The 18,378-nt window shown below is 71.3% G+C and carries 16 protein-coding genes; 7 read left to right on the top strand and 9 right to left on the bottom strand.

All coding sequences use genetic code 11. The features are described from left to right. The coding region (locus DIZ27_RS34370) for an integrase core domain-containing protein (protein WP_146229047.1) at window positions 1-313 on the top strand (313 nt) is incomplete at its 5' end. 140 nt (window positions 314-453) lie between these two features. Here DIZ27_RS34370 and fxsT read toward each other — a convergent pair. Then, the gene (gene fxsT, locus DIZ27_RS34365; RefSeq protein ID WP_109382324.1) at window positions 454-2,808 is read right to left on the bottom strand and encodes an FxSxx-COOH system tetratricopeptide repeat protein; all 2,355 of its coding nucleotides are present in this window, start codon (window positions 2,806-2,808) and stop codon (window positions 454-456) included. A 770-nt stretch (window positions 2,809-3,578) separates the two neighbouring features. Here fxsT and DIZ27_RS34355 point away from each other — a divergent pair. Beyond that, the gene (locus DIZ27_RS34355; protein WP_258308673.1) at window positions 3,579-4,715 is read left to right on the top strand and encodes a tyrosine-type recombinase/integrase; all 1,137 of its coding nucleotides are present in this window, start codon (window positions 3,579-3,581) and stop codon (window positions 4,713-4,715) included. Then, complete coding sequence (locus tag DIZ27_RS34350; RefSeq protein ID WP_219933682.1) at window positions 4,712-6,826, top strand: tyrosine-type recombinase/integrase; 2,115 nt, start codon at window positions 4,712-4,714, stop codon at window positions 6,824-6,826. Before DIZ27_RS34355 ends, DIZ27_RS34350 begins: the two co-directional genes overlap by 4 nt. 122 nt (window positions 6,827-6,948) lie before the next feature. Here the strand turns inward: DIZ27_RS34350 and DIZ27_RS34345 are convergent, their stop codons facing one another. The 3 genes from DIZ27_RS34345 to DIZ27_RS34335 all read right to left on the bottom strand — a co-directional run bounded on the left by DIZ27_RS34345 (window position 6,949) and on the right by DIZ27_RS34335 (window position 9,257). After that, entirely contained in the window at window positions 6,949-7,842 is an 894-nt protein-coding gene (locus tag DIZ27_RS34345) for an IS3 family transposase (protein WP_109382322.1), read from the bottom strand. Then, on the bottom strand, window positions 7,839-8,144 hold the full coding sequence (locus DIZ27_RS34340) for a transposase (RefSeq protein WP_109382321.1): 306 nt from the start codon (window positions 8,142-8,144) through the stop codon (window positions 7,839-7,841). The genes DIZ27_RS34345 and DIZ27_RS34340 overlap by 4 nt, the downstream gene beginning before the upstream one ends. A gap of 147 nt (window positions 8,145-8,291) precedes the next feature. Further along, a complete protein-coding gene (locus tag DIZ27_RS34335; protein WP_109382320.1) occupies window positions 8,292-9,257 on the bottom strand; it encodes a pirin family protein in 966 nt (321 codons plus the stop codon). A 135-nt stretch (window positions 9,258-9,392) separates the two neighbouring features. On the opposite strand from DIZ27_RS34335, the gene DIZ27_RS34330 reads away from it, so the two are divergent. Continuing rightward, entirely contained in the window at window positions 9,393-9,767 is a 375-nt protein-coding gene (locus DIZ27_RS34330; RefSeq protein WP_109382319.1) for a tetratricopeptide repeat protein, read from the top strand. An 83-nt stretch (window positions 9,768-9,850) separates the two neighbouring features. Here the strand turns inward: DIZ27_RS34330 and DIZ27_RS34325 are convergent, their stop codons facing one another. After that, window positions 9,851-11,275: a PepSY domain-containing protein gene (locus DIZ27_RS34325; RefSeq protein ID WP_109382318.1), complete on the bottom strand. Its 1,425-nt coding sequence runs from the start codon at window positions 11,273-11,275 to the stop codon at window positions 9,851-9,853. Between the two features lie 144 nt (window positions 11,276-11,419). Here DIZ27_RS34325 and DIZ27_RS34320 point away from each other — a divergent pair, with 144 nt between their 5' ends. Further along, a complete protein-coding gene (locus DIZ27_RS34320) occupies window positions 11,420-12,064 on the top strand; it encodes a peptide deformylase (RefSeq protein WP_109382317.1) in 645 nt (214 codons plus the stop codon). A gap of 39 nt (window positions 12,065-12,103) precedes the next feature. Here the strand turns inward: DIZ27_RS34320 and DIZ27_RS34315 are convergent, their stop codons facing one another. Then, window positions 12,104-13,579, bottom strand: a complete 1,476-nt coding sequence (locus DIZ27_RS34315) for an NAD(P)/FAD-dependent oxidoreductase (protein ID WP_109382316.1) — start codon at window positions 13,577-13,579, stop codon at window positions 12,104-12,106. A 117-nt stretch (window positions 13,580-13,696) separates the two neighbouring features. Here DIZ27_RS34315 and trxA point away from each other — a divergent pair, with 117 nt between their 5' ends. Beyond that, the gene (gene trxA, locus DIZ27_RS34310; RefSeq protein WP_109382315.1) at window positions 13,697-14,101 is read left to right on the top strand and encodes a thioredoxin; all 405 of its coding nucleotides are present in this window, start codon (window positions 13,697-13,699) and stop codon (window positions 14,099-14,101) included. A 40-nt stretch (window positions 14,102-14,141) separates the two neighbouring features. Here trxA and DIZ27_RS34305 read toward each other — a convergent pair whose 3' ends face one another. The 3 genes from DIZ27_RS34305 to DIZ27_RS34295 form a co-directional block, all read right to left on the bottom strand. Further along, the gene (locus DIZ27_RS34305) at window positions 14,142-15,578 is read right to left on the bottom strand and encodes an aldehyde dehydrogenase family protein (protein ID WP_109382314.1); all 1,437 of its coding nucleotides are present in this window, start codon (window positions 15,576-15,578) and stop codon (window positions 14,142-14,144) included. Window positions 15,579-15,760: 182 nt separating this feature from the next. Next, window positions 15,761-16,798: a LacI family DNA-binding transcriptional regulator gene (locus tag DIZ27_RS34300; RefSeq protein WP_109382313.1), complete on the bottom strand. Its 1,038-nt coding sequence runs from the start codon at window positions 16,796-16,798 to the stop codon at window positions 15,761-15,763. A gap of 151 nt (window positions 16,799-16,949) precedes the next feature. Beyond that, window positions 16,950-17,615, bottom strand: coding sequence for a TetR/AcrR family transcriptional regulator (locus DIZ27_RS34295; protein ID WP_109382312.1), 666 nt, complete (start codon window positions 17,613-17,615; stop codon window positions 16,950-16,952). Window positions 17,616-17,793: 178 nt separating this feature from the next. Between DIZ27_RS34295 and DIZ27_RS34290 the strand changes: the two genes are divergently transcribed. Further along, entirely contained in the window at window positions 17,794-18,357 is a 564-nt protein-coding gene (locus DIZ27_RS34290; protein WP_109382311.1) for an NAD(P)H-dependent oxidoreductase, read from the top strand. The last annotated feature ends 21 nt before the right edge of the window (window positions 18,358-18,378 follow it).

Here is an 18,378-nt window from a genome sequence, read left to right as displayed (position 1 = left end):
CGCGGCCGACGACATCGAGGTCGTGAGGACCGCGCCGCGAGCTCCTCGGATGAACGCRCACKGCGAACGGGTCATCGGCACCCTGCGGCGCGAGGTCCTCGACCACCTGCTGATATGCAGCGAGGCCCACGCCCGACAGGCCCTGGACGCCTACGCCCGGCACTACAACCGTCATCGCCCGCACCAGGCCCGGGGACAGCTTCCACCCCTCGGCCACAAGCACCCAGCGCCCCCGACCGACCTGGCCGCGCGCCGACTCCTCCGCACCCGAGTACTCGGCGGCGTCATCAACGAGTACGGATACGCAGCCTGACCAGCAGCGACGCGTTTCCGAACGGCACACGTACAGAAAACGGTGCCTCTCAAGTTCTTGAGCACGCCGACTTTTTGACACCGTTTTTTGCGCGCGATCCGGCACCGGTCCGGCTGTGAACCGCCGCTTACTGATCTTGTTCAGGAATCGGTCGATAGATCAACAGCCGCCGCCTCGCGCCAGTAGGCCAGGTGACTCCGGACGGTAAGGGTTTCGGGATGGTCCGGTCCCAGCACCCGCTTCATGTCGTCCAGGAGTTCGGCGAAGGCGGCGGCGGCCCCGGCCGCATCCCCCGCCTCTCCCAGCCACCGGGCCAGGTGGCCCCGGGCGAAGAGGGTTTTGGGATGGTCCGGTCCCAGCACCCGCTTCATGTCTTCCAGGAGTTCGGCGAAGGTGGCGGCGGCCCCGGCCGCATCCCCCGCCTCTCCCAGCCACCGGGCCAGGTGGCCCCGGGAGGTAAGGGTTCCGGGGTGGTTGGGGCCCAACACCCGCTTCATGTCGTCCAGTACTTCGGCGAAGGTGGCGGCGGCCCCGGCCGCATCCCCCGTCTCCCCCAGCCAGTAGGCCAGGTTACTCCGCGTGTTGAGGGTGTTGGGATGGTCGGAGCCCAGCACGCGAACCCAGTCGTTCAGAAGTTCGGCGAAGGCGGCGGCGGCCCCGGCCGCATCCCCCGTCTCCCCCAGCAACCGGGCCAGGTGGCCCCGGGCGGTAAGGGTTCCGGGGTGGTTGGGGCCCAACACCCGCTTCATGTCTTCCAGGAGTTCGGCGAAGGCGGTACGAGCGCCCGCCGCGTCCCCAGCCTGGCCCCGCCACCAAGCGAGTCGGTTTCGGACGAAGAAGGTGAGGGGGTGGTCGGGGCCCAGGTGGGACGTGGCGCTGTTGGTGAAGTTTTGGTAATGGTCCCGGGCGGCGGTGACTTGGCCGGCTTCGCCGAGGCTGCGGCCGACGCGATGCAGCACCCTATGTGCGCCGTGCCGGTACAGCGCCTGTTCAGCGCGAGTGGTGAGGGCGGTGGTGTTGGCGCGCAGGGCCTGTGCGAGGACGGTGTCGCGTTCGATCTCGGGCCAGGCGGCGAGCAGAGCATCGGCGGCGGTGCGGGCGAGCTGAGCGTGCTGGTCGGGGGTGAGAGTGTCGCGGGTGGCGCGCTGGATGAGCTGATGGACGCGAACGGCCCGGTGAGGCGTGTCGGGGGTGTGGTCAATGAGGCTGAGCCGGTGCAGGGCGCGTAGTGCCCGGACCGCGTCCTCGGGGAGGACCGGGGCGACTTCCCCGGTTGGGTGGCTGCAGGTTCGAGCGCGGTGTGTGGTGAGGTGAGCTAGGGCAGGCGCACTGGTCAGGACGGCTTGGGGTATGCCGTTGGGGTCGAGCAGGGTGGCCAGCTGGAGCATGGGGCGGGCCAGGCCGGCGGGGCGGAGGGCGTCGGCGCGGTCGAGAGACAGGGACCAGGTGGTGGCCAGGGGGAGGGCCTGGTCGTCGGGGAGCCGGTCGGAAGCAGTGTCGGCAAGGGTGGTGGCGCGGTCGGCAAGCCATTCCCGATACGCGGCCGTGTCCTCGCCGGAGTCGATGAGGTAGGCGGCGGCCTGGGCGAGGGCCAGGGGTAGATATCCGAGGTCGGAGGCGAGGGCGGTGAGTTGTTCTTCGGGCTCTTCTCGGCCGTGGGCGGCCAGAGCCCGGATGAGGTAGGCGACGGCTTCGGCCTGGGTAAACAGCCCGACCTCGATCAGGCGGTGGCCTTCCCCGGCCAGGGCAGCATCCCGGCGGCGGGTGGTGGCCAGGGTGCGGCCGTGAGGGCTGGCGGGCGGCCATAGGTCGCGCAGGTCGTCGGGGTCGGCGACGTCGTCCAGGACGATCAGCCACCGGCACGGCTTCGCCCCGGCCTTGGGGGTCAGCCAGGCCAGAAAGGTCCGCGCGGCTTGTTCGGGGTCGCCGGGGTCAGCCCGGCACAGTTCGACGCCTGCCTGCGCGTAGCCGGTCACCACCGCCGTGCGGGTGCTAGCGGTGATCCAGACCAGGACGTCCAGGTTGTCGCCCGAGCCGTTGTCCCAGGCGGTGAGGGCGTAGTCGGCGGCGAGCTGAGTCTTGCCGACGCCGCCCATGCCGGTCAGCACCTGCCGCAGTACTGCGGTGCCCCCGCCGTCAACCACCGCGCGTAGCCGTTCTTCCTCAGCGCGGTGATGGAAGGACTGTGCCCGGGACGGGATCACACCGACCTGGTGAGGCCAGGGCGCCTGAGTTCGCGGCGCAGGGCGGTACTCGACCGTGACGTTCCCGGCAACGTACCCGGTCACCGCTGCGCTGCCAGGAGCTGCGTTCGCAGTTCCCGTCTGGGTTATCGAGACGTGCCCTGCCGCTGGAGGGCCACTGCCCGTGGGCGGTCCTTGATAGCCGGTGATCGCTGTGGCGCCGCCGGTGGCCTGGGCGTCACCGGTGTCCGCGACTTGGATTCCGGGTCCTGGCCCGTCTTCGGGCGCGGGCTTGCGCTTTCGCCACTTCATCGCGAGACCCCTGCGTTCAGGTGTAATCCACGCCGGTGCCAGCGCTGCTTTCTGGGCCGTCAGCGGTCGCGTCTCCTGTGCGCTCAGCCTTCGCCGTCCCGGTTCCCGTACCGCCCGGGCGCCGCACACCGGTGTGGGCCGTGCCGCCGCCGGTTCCCTCGGCCTTCCCTGTGTTGGCTGCGATGTCCGACGGTCCTGGAGCTGGGGCCGGCACGGGCGGACGTTGCAGCAGTGCCCAGACCAGGGCAGCGATGCCGGTAGCGGCCTGGACTGATGCACCGACCAGCTGTCCGGTGTCCGGGCTGCCCAGCAGCCAGAGCAACGGTGTCGACACGATGCCTGCCATCGCAGCCACAATGACCGTGATCTTCCAGCCTCGCGCCACGTCCGCCCCTCTCCCGCCGTCCCCGACAGTCCGTCAGCCCACAACGTCCCCTGCCTCTGTACTGATAGCAAGACCGCGTTCTTGTGACCATCGGTTGCGCAACCTTCACTCGCGGGGTGGCACAGTCAGGTGCGGCGCCGCTACCGATTTGCCTGCACGGGCGAAGACTCCGCTCCCTCCCGATCCCGGTGCACCGTCTGCTGATCATCCGAGGGGGTTCGTGGGCCGGGCACGGCAGCTGCGGCGAGGTCGAGGCGCGTGTCCATGTTGAGGTGGACCTCCCCGTACATCTCCTTATCTGGACACCTTCGAGTGATGCCGGAACCGGTGCGGTGGAGGTGGAGGTCTCGTTGGGCCCTCCGAGTGCAGGCTCGGGGAGGCCGGTGTGCGGGTGGTCAAGGAACGCGACGGCGGTGTCGTACGGCGAGTTCGGTTGGTCGACGGTGACGGTGAACCGGTCGCCGCGGCCTGCCGGTTCCTGGACCATCTGGTCGACCGGGGCTTCTCACCGCACACGATCTGCGCGTATGCCTACGACCTGCGGCGCCTGTTCACCTTCCTCGCTTCTGAGGGCATGGGCTGGCGCCAGTTCCGGGGCCCGGATGCCCTGCGGCTGCTGGCGTTCCTGAGGCGGGCACCGTCGCGCCGGCCCGCCCAGCGGCTCGGCCTGAGGGTCGTGGTCGGTGGTCCGGAGGCGCCCGGCAGCCTGCTCGCACCGGCGACGGTGAACCGGATCCTGGCTGCGGTCTCCAGCTTCTACGACTGGGCGGTGGTCGCCGAGGAGTACGACGGCGACTCTCCCATGCAGAAGCGCCTCGACCCGGCACTCGCCCGGGTGCCGGACCGGCATCAGCCGTTCATGGGCCGGGCGAGCCGTCAGCAGCCGACGCGCCGCACGGTGACGGTCAAGCAGCCGCGGCGGCTGCCGCGTCCGGTGGACGAGGCGGTGCTGGAGCAGTTCATCGGCAGCCTGAAGCGGCTGCGGGACCTGGCCGTGTTCCTGCTGATGCTGGACGGCGGGCTGCGGCCGGGCGAGGCGCTCTCGCTGCACCTGGACGACATCTCCTACGGCCGCCGCCGGGTGACGGTCCGCAAGCGCGACGACCACCCGCGCGGAGTCCGCGGCAAGTCCCGCACCGAACGGGTGGTGGACCTGCACGAGCCTCGCACCCTGGACGCGGTCAGCCGCTATGTGATGCACGAGCGTCCGCTCGATGCGACCAGCCCGTTCGTGTTCCTGGTCGGCGGGAAGGGCACTCGCCGCCTGGAGCCGCTGGGCTACGACGCGGTGGTGCGGCTGTTCGCACGGCGGCTGGACAAGCTCGGCCTGCGCACGCCGGAGACCACGCCGCACGCGCTGCGGCACACCCACGCCACGGCGATGTGGGAGGGTGGCATGCGGGAGCTGTCGCTGCAAAAGCGACTGGGACACGCCTCGCCGGAGTCTACGAAGGTTTACACCCGGGTCTCCGACGAGGCCGTGCTGGCCGACTACACCCGCGCGCTGGAGAACAACCGGTGACCGCGCTCGCCCTGGCACCCGCCCCGGCACCGGACCGCCTCCGGTGCCACGCGCCGAGGCAGGAGTACTTCGCCTGGGTCCGTGCGACGTTCGCCGATGCTCCGGCGTCGATCAAGTCCCGCCGCTACTTCTACAACCGCTTCCTCAAGCACTGGCCGAACCTGGAGGACTGGTTCGCCGAGCCCCTGCTGGTCCGCCTGGACCTGCACGGACGCGTCGCGCACGAGCCCGGCAAACGCATCGGGCCGTCCCACGAGGCAGGCCCCTACCTCGCCTACCTCTCGCTGGTGCACGGTCTCCGGCTGGACGCCGACTACGTTCTCAGCCGGAACTTCGACAGCCTGTTCGTCCCCAAGGTTGCCGCCGGCCTCGGGCTGGACCTGGGTCTGCTCGATTCGTTCTCTGCCCGCATGCTCCAGCTCGGTTATGCGCCCGTCAGCGGCCGGTCCGTGCTGACCTGGACGTTCACCCGCCTTCTGCTGATGCGCGGTGACCCCGATCTGCGCGCGATCCGGCTCAACGACCTCACCGCGCTCGCCGAAGAGATCAAGCGCTACTGCGCCCGGCCGGAGGCCGGGTTCGTGCGGGCCAGCCATGTCTCCAACGCCCGCCGCCGCATGCCCATGGACCAGCTCGCCGAGATCTACCAGAAGGCGTGTCTGACCCGGCTGCACGGCGTCCATGTGCTGCTGTTCAACATCGGGCAGGTCCCCGAGCCGCCGTTCCACGGCCTGAAGACCGCCGAACTCTGGCGCACCGAACTCACCCCTCCCAAGACGCCGACGGCCCTCGCCGCCCCGGTGACGCGCTGGCTGTCCGGCCGGTTGCAGACCAGCGACCGCGCGGCATCCGTCCGCCACGCACGCGACGCCTTCCGCTACTTCCTGCGCTGGCTCGCCCGGGCCCACCCCGACATCGACGCGATGACCCAGCTGGAGCGGCGGCACATCGAGGGCTTCATGGCCCACCTGCACGAGCACATCAACGCCCGGACCGGCAGGCCGCTGACGGCACGGTCCCGCCATACCTACCTCAGCGCCCTGCTGCAGTTCTTCCGCGAGACCAGCCAATGGGGCTGGAACGATGTCCCCGGCCGGCCACTCCTCGGACGCTCGGACATGCCCAAACTCCCCTCCGCGCTACCGCGGTTCATCCCCCGGGCCGAGCTGGACCGCCTCATGGACGCGGTCGAAGAACTCCAAGACCCGCACCAACGAGCCGCTCTGCTCCTGCTGCGCTGGAGCGGTGCCCGGCGCGGGGAGATCGCACGGCTGACCCTGGACTGCCTGGACGCCTACCCCGACGGCTATCCGCGGCTGCGGATCCCGGTCGGCAAGACCTACACCGAGCGCATGGTCCCCCTGCATCCCCAGGCGGCGGACGCGCTGCGCGAGCTGATCGACGCGGCCAAGGCCGCGAACGCCGCCGCCCGCCACGATGCATGGGCCCAACGGCCGGTCCGCTACGTGTTCATGCGACGGGGCAAGCCCATGGGCCGACACTTCCTCTTCGAAGACGCCCTGGAGATCGCCTGCCGCAAAGCCGGACTCGTCGACGGCGACGGCAACCCCACCGTGACCGCCCACCGGTTCCGCCACACGGTCGGCACCCAGCTCGCCGAAGGCGGCGCCCAGATCCAGACCATCATGGCGATCCTCGGGCACCGCAACGCACAGATGTCGGCCACCTACTCCCACATCAGCGACCCCGTCCTGAAGGAGCAGTACGAGAAAGTCATCGCCGCCGGCGGACGGATCGCGGGACCGGCCGCCGAGGAGCTCCTGAACAGAAGGATCGGCGAAGACACCCTCAACTGGCTCAAGACCAACTTCTTCAAGACCAAACTCGAACTCGGCCACTGCCTGCGAGCACCCGCCGAGGGACCCTGCGAGTGCGACCTCTACCTCCGCTGCTCGAAGTTCCTCACCACCAGCGAGTACGCCCCACGCCTGCGATCCCGCCTCGTCCGCGAGCGGCAACTCGCCCAGGACGCCGTCGAACGCGGCTGGCTCCGCGAGGTCGAACGACACAACGCCATCGCCGACCGAATCCGCGGCCTCCTCGCCGACCTCGGCGAGAGCACCGAACCCAGCCCTGGTGATCACTGTTGAGCGATCCTGCACGCAGGACTCGAGTAATACTCAATCTCACGCTCACACATCGATGGCCTTGCGAGCATGCCTCACAAACTGCTCTCGCTTGAAGCTTCCCCGTGATCTTGGACACTCGATGCTTACGCCACGAGGGCGTGTTCTTGTTCGAGGCGCTGCCGGGTCTCCAGCGGGGTGAGGTAGCCCCAGCGTGGATGGCGGCGTAGGCGCTGTCGGTTGTAGAAGGTCTCGACGAAAGCGAAGATGTCCGCGCGGGCGCTGGACCGATCGGGCCAGCGGCGGGTTCCGATCTCCTCCTTCAGCAGTGCGAAGAATGACTCGGCGGCGGCGTTGTCGAAGCATGAGCCGGTGCGGCCCATGCTCTGCCGCAGTCCCAACCGGCCTATTTCACCTCGGAGTTCATCGGAGGTGTATTCACTGCCGCGGTCCGAGTGCGCAATGCATCCGGGCTTCAGCTGCCCGCGTCCGGCGGCCATCTTCAGCGCGTCCACGACCAGGCCGGCGCGGTGGTGGTCGGCCATCGAGTAGCCGACGATCTCGCGGGTTGCGAGGTCCAGCCAGCTCGCCAGATACAGCCRGCCCTCGTCGGTGGCGATGTAGGTGATGTCGCCGACCAGCTTCATCCCCGGCACGGTCGCGGTGAAGTCGCGGCGGAGCAGGTCCGGGGCGGGCACCGCCCTTTTGGCCGGGCGGGTCAGGCCCTTGCGCCTGCGCCGTGTGACACCGCTGATGCCGCGTTCACGCATGACGCGCTCGATCCGTTTGCGGTTCACCCGGTGTCCGAGCCGACGCAGCCCGGCGTGGATGCGCGGCACCCCGTAGGTGGCTTTGGAGGCGACGTGCAGCACGGTGATCTCGTGGGCCAGGGCGTCATCGGCGGCCTTCCTCGCCGAGCGCGTCTTCTCGCCGGCCGGCCACGCGTAGAAGGAGGAGCGGGCCACCTTCAGCAGCCGGCACAACAGAGCAACGTTATGGGTGGTCTTCTCCGCCTCGATGAACGCGTACACCTCGTTCATCGATCGCTCTCCTTCGCGAAGAAGACCGCCGCTTTTCGCAGCACCTCGATCGTCTCGGCCTGCTCGGCGGCCAGCCTCCGCGGCCGGCGCAGCTCTTCGCGCTCGGCCGTCGTCAGCTCKCCCGGCGCCCCCTGCCCGCGGTCGATCGTGTCCTGCTTGACCCGGTTCCGCAGTCCCTCGGCGCTGACCYCGATCTCCCGGGCCACCTCGGTGACGGTCTTCCCGGAGGAGCGAACGAGCGCGACCGCGTCCCGTTTGAACTCCTCCGTGTACCGCCTGCTGCGGTTGCTCTTGCTTCCCACCCGGCACTACTTCCTCTGGAACCTCACGTCCCAGTCTCCAGGTGTCCACGATCAAGGGGAAGGTTCATGCACGCGATGGAGGGACGGGAGACAAGACACGACGGCAAGTCGTCCGCCCGTCACCAACCAGTCAGCCGTTTCCGCAGGTCAACGTACCCTTCCGCGTGGCTTCAGGGGCACCGGCGGCAGCTCGGGGGCGGGCAGCGGGGCGCCGTCGTAGCCCTTCACCTCGCCGAAGCGGGTGCCTTCCATCCAGTCCCGGCGGGCCTGTTCGATCTCCTCCTGGGTCCGGCCGATCCAGTTCCAGAACATGACCAGTTCCTCCTCGAACGGCTCGCCGCCCAGGAGCATCAGCGCCGCGTCGGACTCGGCGCGCAGGGGGAGTTCGTCGCGGCCGCAGCCGAGGTAGAGCATCGAGCCCGGGAGCACCGGTACGCCGTCCACGTGGACCTCGCCGGACATGGCGAGGACCGCGTACTCGAAGTCACGCTCCAGGGGCAGCCGGACGTCCGCGCCGTTCGACAGGGCCAGGTCGGCGCCGACGATCGGGGTGTACGCCGTGCCCGGGGACGTGGCACCGTCCAGGTCGCCGAGGATGAGCGTGGCCTCGATCCCCTGTGCCGTGACGACCGGGAGGTCGGCGTGGTGCTCGAAATGCGGGTCGGTGTGGCGGTGGCCGTCCGGGAGGGCGACCCACAACTGGGCGCCGTGCAGGAAGCGGGCGTGCGAGCGAGGGCTCTCCTCGGAGTGGCTGATCGCCCTGCCGGACGTCATCAGGCCCAGTTCGCGCGGGCGGATCATCTGGAGGCTGCCCGTGGAGTCACGGTGCAGGACCTCGCCCTCGTGCAGCCAACTCACCGTCTGCAGGCCCATGTGCGGGTGCGGCGGCACCTGCATGCCGGGCTCGTCGGCGATGTCGTCCGGACCGTAGTGGTCGACGAAGCACCACGCGCCGATCATGCGCCGCCCCAGGTTGGGCAGCAGCCGCCGGACCTCCGTGGACTCGCCGAGCTTGACCTGCCGGGGACTGAGGAGCTCACGCACCGGCTCCGCCACCACGAAGCCGCGACCGCCGCACAGGGACGGAACGGCTTCCCGCTCGAGATTGCTCATGGGCACAACTTAGCTTCGAGGGGTGCGGTGAGTCACTCCGGTGAGTCACTCCGTCGATTCCCGCTCCGCCACCCCACGCCAGTAGTGGAATATTCAATCAACCAGCTCCGTTGTCGGCATCGAAGGAGGTCACGAGTGGACACCAGGTACTACTACGACCACGGAACCCCGGCCGAGCGCTGGGAGCGCGCCGGGCTGTTCTTCGGCGCCAAGGACTACACCGCCGCGGCGCGCGTCCTGAGCGGGCTGGTCGAGGAGGTGCCGGAGCAGACCGGGCCGCGACTGCTGCTGGCGCGCTCCTACTACCACTCGGCCCAGCTGCGCCGCGCCGAGGCCGAGTTGCGGATCATCGTGGAACGCGACCCGGTGGAGCACTACGCCCGGCTGATGCTCGGCCGCACCCTCGAGCGGCAGGGGCGGAACGAGGAGGCGGAGTCCCACCTGCGGATCGCCGCCGCGCTGGCGGGCGAGTTCGACGGTGGGCTCGACCGCGAGTTCGACCACGCGTAGAGGACGGCAGTCGCGCGGGCCGGTGCCCGGTTCCTCCCGGAGGGAGACCGGTGACGGCCCGCGCGGTTCCCGCCGCGTCCCGGTTACGGCGTCCGTGCCGTTCCGGTACGTTCGCCTCCCCCGTACGTCCGTCGCCCCCGCCTGTGCGCGAGCTCCCCGAGGACGATGTCGACGGCGAGGAAGGCGGCCAGCGGGATACCGAGCAGCGGGACGAAGTAGCCCAGTACGGCGACCACCGCCAGCAGCGGGACGAGGAGGTACGGCGGTACCTGCTGCCAGGCACCGCGCGGGATCGGCCGGCCGAAGGCCGAGCCCCGGCCCCGCTGCCACCACATGCGGTAACCCCACAGGATCAGCAGGATCAGTGTGGCCGCGAGCAGCATCAGCGCGATCTGGTTGGGCAGGCCGAAGAGGCTGCCGGTGTGCAGGTCGATGCCCCAGCGGCTGAGTTTGGCGAGCACCGGGTAGTCGGCCCACCGCACGACGTCGGTGACCGCACCGGTGGCCGGGTCGACGGCGACCGCGTCCTGCTTCTCGGGCCAGCTGCGCTGCACCTGCTTCACGACGTACGCGGAGGCCGCGTCGGCGGGCGGGATGATCTCCACCGGGTCACCGAGGCGCTCGGCTCGTGCCGCCGCGAGGACCTTGTCGAGGCCGACCCCGTGCTCGGCGTCGCCCCCGTTTCCGCCCGCCGTGCCGTGCTCGGCGTGGGCACCGCCCGCGGCGGCCGACACCGTGGGCGTTTCCTGACCGAGCGAGGCCCGCAGGTCGGCGATGGTGGCACCGGTGTAGGTGGACCAGGTCAGTCCGGTCGCGGAGAGGAAGATGAAACCGGCCGCGGCCCAGGCTCCGATGCCGCCGTGCAGGCCCAGAGTGCGCCGCCGACCACTGGTGCCACGGATCTTGCGCAGCGCCCGGCGGCGGGAGAACCACAGCACCAGGCCGCCGCCGGCGATCACCCACAGCCAGCTGGCCGCGAACTCGCTGTAGAGGCGGCCCGTTTCGCCGAGGTGCAGATCGCGGTGGAACTCGTCGATCCAGGTGCGCAGGGGCAGCGCGCCGGTGGAGCCGTACTGCTCCAGTGCGCCGCGCACCTCCCCGGTGTACGGGTCGACGAACACGGCGAGGGTGTGGTCCGGGTCCACTCCCGGCACGCCGGACAGCATCACCCTGGTCGTCGCGTCCGCCTCGGGCGCGGGCCGTATCGCGGAGACCGCGCCCTCGGGGTGCGCCTCACGGGCGGCGGCCACCTGCTCGGAGATCGGCAGTACGCGGTCGCCGACGGGGACGGTCAGCTCATGGTCGTAGACGATCTTCTCGACCTGGAAGGACGCGGCGTACAGCAGGCCGGTGAAGGCGGCGACGAGCAGGAACGGCGCCACCACCACGCCCGCGTAGAAGTGCAGGCGCAGGATCAGGGGGCGCAGGGTGGTCCAGACGGATCCGGACCGTGCGGGGGCGGGGGGCTGGGGGGCCTCGTCCGTGGTGGTCGAGGGAGCGGTGGTCATCGGTGGGCTTCTCCCGGGGCGTCTTGGCGGCCGTGGTGCTGCTCCAGTGGTCGGGGCGGCGGGGCCGCGGGCTCCCGGGCAACGGTTGTGACCTGCGTCACTCACCGGAACGGAGATGTCGTGGGCACGTGTCATCCTGGCCCGATGGGAAATCCGAACGATCGTGCGCCCCTCGCCGAGCGCGTCGAGCAACTCCTCGCCGGTGAAGGGCCGTTGCCCATCGTCGCGGCCGGTGATCCGGTTCTGCGGCAGGCGTCCGAGCCCTTCCACGGCCAGTTGGACCCCGCGCTGCTGGCGCGGTTCGTCGAGGCGTTGCGGGTCACCATGCACGCCGCGCCGGGCGTCGGCCTGGCCGCGCCGCAGGTGGGGGTGGGGCTGCGGATCGCGGTGATCGAGGATCCGGCTCCCGTCCCGGACGAGGTGCGGCTGGCGCGCGGCCGGGTGCGGCAACCCTTCCGGGTACTGGTCAACCCGGTCTACGCGCCGGTCGGCGGCGGGCGGGCGGCGTTCTTCGAGGGCTGTTTGAGCGTGCCCGGCTACCAGGCGGTGGTGGCGCGGCACGCCGAAGTGCGGCTCACCGGGCAGGACGAGCACGGGCGGGCGGTGGACGAGGTGTTCAGCGGCTGGCCCGCGCGGATCGTCCAGCACGAGACGGATCACCTCGACGGCACGCTCTATCTCGACCGGGCCGAGCCCCGCTCGCTCTCGTCCCACCAGGCGGTGGTGGAGCGCTGGTCGCAGCCCACGCCGGAGGCGGCCGCGCGGGCCCTGGGCTTCGAACTGCCGTAGGGCCCGGGTCGCCCGCCTGTGGCCCGCTCTCCCGGTGGCTCAGGTGCTGTCCCGGTATGCCTCCAGCAGTCGGAGCCATGCCTCGCTGATCGTCGGGTACGACGGGACCGCGTGCCACAGGCGGGCGACCGGCACCTGGGCGGCGACCGCGACGGTCGCCGAGTGGACCAGTTCGCCCACGCCGGGGCCGACGAAGGTGACGCCGCGCAGGGTCTCGCTCTCGAGGTCGACGACCATGCGGGCGCGGCCCTTGTACCCCTCCCCGTACAGACCGGCGCCGGCGACCGAGGACAGGTCGAGGTCGACGGCGCGGACGCGGTGTCCCGCCCGTTCCGCCTCGGCCAGGGAGAGGCCGACCGAACCCGCCTCCGGGTCGGTGAACACCACCTGGGGTACGGCATGGTGGTCGGCGGTGGCGGCGTACGCGCCCCACGCCTCCGCGGCGACGGGCCCCCCGGTGGCGCGCGCGGCGATGGCGGCGCCCGCGATACGGGCCTGGTACTTGCCCTGATGGGTGAGCAGGGCACGCCGGTTGACGTCGCCGACCGCGTAGAGCCAGTCCTGGCCGGTCACTCGGAGGCTGTCGTCCACGGTGAGCCAGGACCCGGGTTCCAGACCGACGGTCTCCAGGCCGATGTCGTCGGTGCGCGGGGCGCGGCCGGTGGCGAAGAGGATCTCGTCGGCCTCGATCCGTTCCCCCGTGTCGGTGATGACCACGACGGCACCGTTCTCCCTGGTCACCGAGGCGGCGGAGGTACCGGTACGGAGGTCCGCGCCAGCCTCGGTGAGCGCCTCGGCGACCAGCTCTCCGGCGAAGGGCTCCATCCGGGACAGCAGGCCCTTGCCGCGTACCAGGAGCGTGACCCGGGAACCGAGCGCCTGCCAGGCCGTGGCCATCTCGGTGGCCACGACACCGCCACCGACCACGACCAGCCTGCCGGGCACGGCCTTGGCGCTGGTGGCCTCCCTGCTCGTCCACGGCGCCACGTCGGCGAGTCCGGGCAGCGGGGGCAGCAGCGCGCGGCTGCCCGTGCAGACGGCGACGGCGTGCCGGGCGGTGAGGACGCGCCGCGTTCCGTCGCCGGCGGTGACGGTCACCATGCGCGGGCCGGTGATCCGCCCGACGCCGCGGTGGAGTTCGACGCCGACGCTCTCCAGCCACTGGACCTGACCGTCGTCCTTCCAGTGCGAGGTGTACTCGTCCCGGTGGGCGAGGACCGCGCTCGTGTCGAGCGGTCCCTGCGCCGACCGGCTCAGGCCGGGGGTGCGGCGGGCGTCGGCCCGTGCGAGAACGGGGCGCAGCAGGGCCTTGCTGGGCATGCACGCCCAGTAGGAGCACTCGCCGCCGACCAGTTCGCTCTCGACGATCGCGGTGGTCAGCCCTGCCGCGCGGGTGCGGTCGGCGACGTTCTCCCCCACGGGCCCGGCGCCGAGCACGACGACGTCGTAGTCCACGGGCTCCAGGTCCGCCGATCCTGTCGACCCCGTCGGTCCTGTCGGTTCCGTTTGCCTCATGGGGTCAGTCTGGTGGGTGGTGTGCGTGGTGGCCACATGGGTAGGGGCGCGGAATACGTGACCCGGCCGGCCGTGTTGTGCGGATGGCTCGACCCGACATCAGGAAGAGGAAACACCATGAGCAGCACCGTGGAGCTCACCAAGGAGAACTTCGACCAGCTGGTCACGGAGAACGAGTTCGTTCTCATCGACTTCTGGGCGTCCTGGTGCGAGCCGTGCCGTCAGTTCGCTCCCGTGTACGAGAAGGCGGCGGAGGACAACCCGGACCTGGTGTTCGGCAAGGTGGACACGGAGGCGCAGCCGGAGCTGGCCGCGGCCTTCGACATCCGGTCGATCCCGACGCTGATGATCGTCCGCGACCAGGTGGCCGTGTTCGCCCAGCCGGGTGCCCTGCCCGAAGCCGCGCTGACGGACGTCATCGGGCAGGCCCGGAAGCTGGACATGGACGAGGTCCGCAAGTCGATCGCCGAGCAGCAGGCGAAGGCCGGCGGCGAGGCGGGGAGCCCGAGCCGGGGCCAGTGACCGACCGGCCCCGGCTCGGGTCCTTCCGGAACGGGTCCTTCTAGAACGGGTACTGCGCGACGTCCCCGCGCACGGTGGTCCAGCGCACCTCGGTGAACGCGTCCAGGTTGGCGTCGCCGCCGAAGCGGGACCCGGTGCCGGAGGCGGCGACGCCGCCGAAGGGGGCCACGGCCTCGTCGTTCACGGTCTGGTCGTTGATGTGCACGATCCCCGTCGGGATCCGCTCCGCCAGGTCCAGGCCGCGTGCCGTGTCGGCGGTGACGATGCCCAGCGAGAGGCCGTAGGGGCTCGCGGCGGCCAGGGCGGCGGCCTCATCGGCGTCGCTGAAGGACCGTACGGGTGCGACGGGGCCGAAGACCTCCTCCGTGTACGCGGGGGTGTCGTCGTCGGTGTCCGCGAGGACGGTGGGCCGGTAGAACAGCCGGTCGTGGGTGCCGCCCGCGGCGAGTTTCGCGCCGCCGGCGGTGCTGGACTCGACCAGGGCGTGGACCTTGTCGAGCTGTCCACGGTCGATGAGCGGGCCGAGGTGGACCTGGTCGCGGTGCGGGTCGCCGACGGCGAGTGAGTCCGCCTTGGCGGCCAGCCGTTCGACGTACTCGTCGTAGAGCGAGGCGTGCACCAGGTGGCGTCCGGTCGTCATGCAGATCTGGCCCTGGTGGAAGAACGATCCCCAGGCGGCCGTGGAGATCACCGCGTCGAGGTCGGCGTCCTCCAGCACGATCAGCGCGGAGTTGCCGCCGAGTTCCAGGTGGGCCCGCTTGAGGTGACGGCCCGCGGCCTCCCCGACGTGCCGGCCGGCGCCGGTGGAGCCGGTGAAGGAGATGACGGGGACGCGCGGGTCGGCGACGAGCGCCTGACCGGTCTCCGCGCCGCCCGGCAGGATGTGCAGCAGTCCCTCGGGCAGCCCCGCCTCGGCGAACACCGCGGCGAGCGCCAGTCCGCCGCAGACCGCGGTGCGCGGGTCCGGCTTCAGGACGACCGCGTTGCCGAGCGCGAGGGCCGGGGCGACGGAGCGGATGGACAGGATCAGCGGCGCGTTGAACGGCGCGATGACGCCCACCACGCCCACCGGCACCCGTCGGGTGTACGACAGCCGGGGCCCTTCGGTGGGCAGCACCTGACCGGGCGGGCGGGAGGCCAGGGCCGCGGCCTCGTAGCACTCCTGGGCGGCGACGTGCAGTTCGAAGTCGGCCTTGCCGGGGATGTTGCCGGCTTCGCGGACCAGCCATTCCCGCAGTTCCCCGACGTGCGCGGCGAACAGGTCGCCGGCCTTGCGGAGCACCGCGGCACGGACGAAGTGCGGGGCCTTCGCCCACTCGGTCTGGGCAGCGCGGCCCGCTTCGGCGGCGGCCCCGACGTCCTCACCGGTGGCGAGGGTGACGGTGGCCAGCTGTTCGCCGGTGGCGGGCTCCGTGACGGTGTGGTCGGGTCCCGCGAGACGACGGGGCTGCCAGGTCGTGGGGTCGAGCAACGGCATGTGTGGGCTCTCCGATCGGTCACCGGCGCACCGCGCGAGCGCGAGCCCGGCTGTCCTTCCGCGTACCATTTGGTTGAGCGGGCAACATCCTAGTCGCCATCCGGACGGTCCGACTCCCCCAATCGCCCGACGATGTGACCGGACATCGCATGCGGCGCGGGCGCCCGGCCCACGAATAGGCCTCAACTGGACTCGCGCTGGACCACCGACGCCCCCAGCACCTTGTGGGCCTCGGGTGCGGCGGCGGGATCGCGCACCGCGCGGTCGACGAGTTCGGCGAGTTCCCGGCCGGACGGCAGGTCGAGGTGGACGGTGGTCAGCCGGGGCCGCAGCAGCCGGCCCAGCATGAGGTTGTCGGCGCCGACCACGGCCGTCTCCTCCGGGATGCGGACGCCGACGTCGTCCAGGGCCCGCATCAGCAGCATCGCGTACTCGTCGTTGTAGGTGAACACGGCGTCGAGGCCGAGGTCGCGCCAGCCGGCGGCGAGCCGCGCGGCGGCGCCCTCGTCGTGGGCGAGGGGCAGTTCGGTGACCGTCGCGTCGGTGCCGCGCAGCGCCGCACGCACGCCGGCCAGGCGGGGCGCGGAGAACGCCCCCAGACCGGGCTCGCGCGGGACGACGACGCCGATGCGGCGCCGACCGCGGTCGAACAGATGGGCGCCCGCGCTGTGGCCGACGACGTCGTGGTCCATGAGCAGGGCGTGGGCGCCCTCGACGGACTCCGGGCCGAGGGTGATCACGGCACGCGCTCCGGAGCGCTTGAGCACGGCGACGCCCCGCGGGCCGAGCCCGGAGCCGGGGACCAGCACGGCCACGGGACGCAGTTCGGCCCAGGCACGGGCGGCCTCGTCGTCGTGCACGCCGACGGTGCCGTACTGCACGACCGTGTAATCGAGGCGGCCGAGCGCCACCTGGAGGTCGTTGACGAACTGGCTGTAGACCGGGCCGACCGGGAAGGCCGGGGCCGGCATCAGCACCATACGGCTGTGGCCGGCCCGTAAGCTGCGGGCCGCCGCATGCGGCACGTACCCGAGTTCCCTGGCGGCGTCGCGGACGCGGCGGCGGGTGGGCTCGCTGATCCGGACGGCCTCGGCGTTGTTCAGGACGTAGGAGACGGTCGCGCGCGAGACGCCGGCCAGTCGGGCCACGTCGGCGCTCGTGGGCACGGCGCGCGGCAGTGCGACGGATGCGGGCGCGGGTGGGTTCGGTATCTGCACCATGACGCCACGCATCTTTGCAGAAGCCCGAACGAGCCCTTCAGCCGGGGGAGTTGAGAGCGCAGCAGCACGATTCCGTCCCAGTTCAGGGCGCCTTGGCCGTGCGGTCGGGGTGGTGCGCTCCGGTCTGTGCGGCCGCGGCGAGCCGACCCGGTCAGCCGGGGAGGACCTCGGAACCCGTCACGCGGTCGACGAGGTCCGCCCACGCGGCTTCCAGCCGCTCCATCGGCATCCCGCGCTGCTGGGTCAGGTGGTGGACCAGGGCGGGGTCGAGCGGCGCCATCAGGGTGTGGGCTAGGAGTTCGCAGTCCGCGCCGGGGACGGCCTCGCGCAGCAGCAGCGACACATGGTGGATCAGCACGCGGCGGGGCGGGCTGGTGAAGCGGCGGTCGGCGCACGGTTCGGCGGCGAGCTGCAGTTCCAGTTCGTCGGCCGTGCGGCGCAGCAGGGCGAGGCCGAACGCCCGCAGGCGCTCCGCGGGCGGCGCTCCCGGCCCCAGCGGCGGGGGTCCGGCGAGGAAGGCGGCCTGGAACTTCTTCTCGGAGTGGTCGAGCAGTGCCGACAGCAGCCCGGTGCGGTCGCCGAAGCGCCGGAAGACCGTTCCCTTGCCCACCCGGGCCGCCGCGGCCACCGCCTCCATGGTGAGGCCGTCCGCGCCGCGTTCGGCGACGAGGAGAGCGGCGGCCTCCAGCAGTCGGGCGCGGTTGCGCGCCGCGTCGGCTCGCAGGCAGGGCTCGTCGATCTCGCCGCCGAGCTGCGGCAACTCCTGCGGCTCGACGGGCTCCTGAGGTATCGGGGCGGGCGGCGGCACGGCGGACATGAAGCCAGAGTAAAGCATCGGGAAGAAACTGGACCAGGGTCCGGTTAGGGTGCTAGAAAAGTAAACGGACCTCGGTCCGGATTGTTGCGGCGATGTTTCGTCACGCCGCCGCGCCCGGCCGTCGCACCACATGTCCCGCCCCATGTTCCACCCGGAATTTCACCCCCCAGGAGTTCTCATGTCCGTCCGCATCCTCGCCCTCGTCGGCAGCCTTCGCGCCGGTTCGCACAACCGTCAGCTCGCCGAGGCCGCGGTGAAGCTCGCGCCCGAGGGCTCCGACGTGGTGCTCTACGAAGGTCTCGCGGAGATCCCCTTCTACAACGAGGACATCGACGTCGAGGGCAGCGTCCCCGCCGCCGCCACGCAGCTGCGCGAGGCCGTGGGCAGCGCCGACGCCCTGCTGCTCTTCACGCCCGAGTACAACGGCACGATGCCGGCCGTCCTGAAGAACGCCATCGACTGGCTGTCCCGCCCGTACGGCGCCGCCGCCCTCGGTGACAAGCCCGTCGCCGTGATCGGCACCGCCTTCGGCCAGTACGGCGGCGTCTGGGCGCAGGACGAGTCCCGCAAGGCCCTGGGGATCGCGGGCGGCAAGGTGATCGAGGACATCAAGCTCTCGATCCCGGGCTCCGTGACCCGTTTCGCCGAGGTCCACCCCGCCGACGACGCCGAGGTCGTCGGGCAGCTGACCGAGGTCATCGTCGCCCTCAACGGCCACGCCACCGCACCGGCCGCCGCCTGACCGCACCCCGCACGACCTGTC

This window comes from Streptomyces sp. NWU339, from assembly GCF_003143855.1.
Classification (GTDB): Bacteria; Actinomycetota; Actinomycetes; order Streptomycetales; family Streptomycetaceae; genus Streptomyces.
The sequence above is the reverse complement of the archived record's forward strand: the minus strand, read 5'-3'. Positions and strand labels throughout refer to the sequence as shown.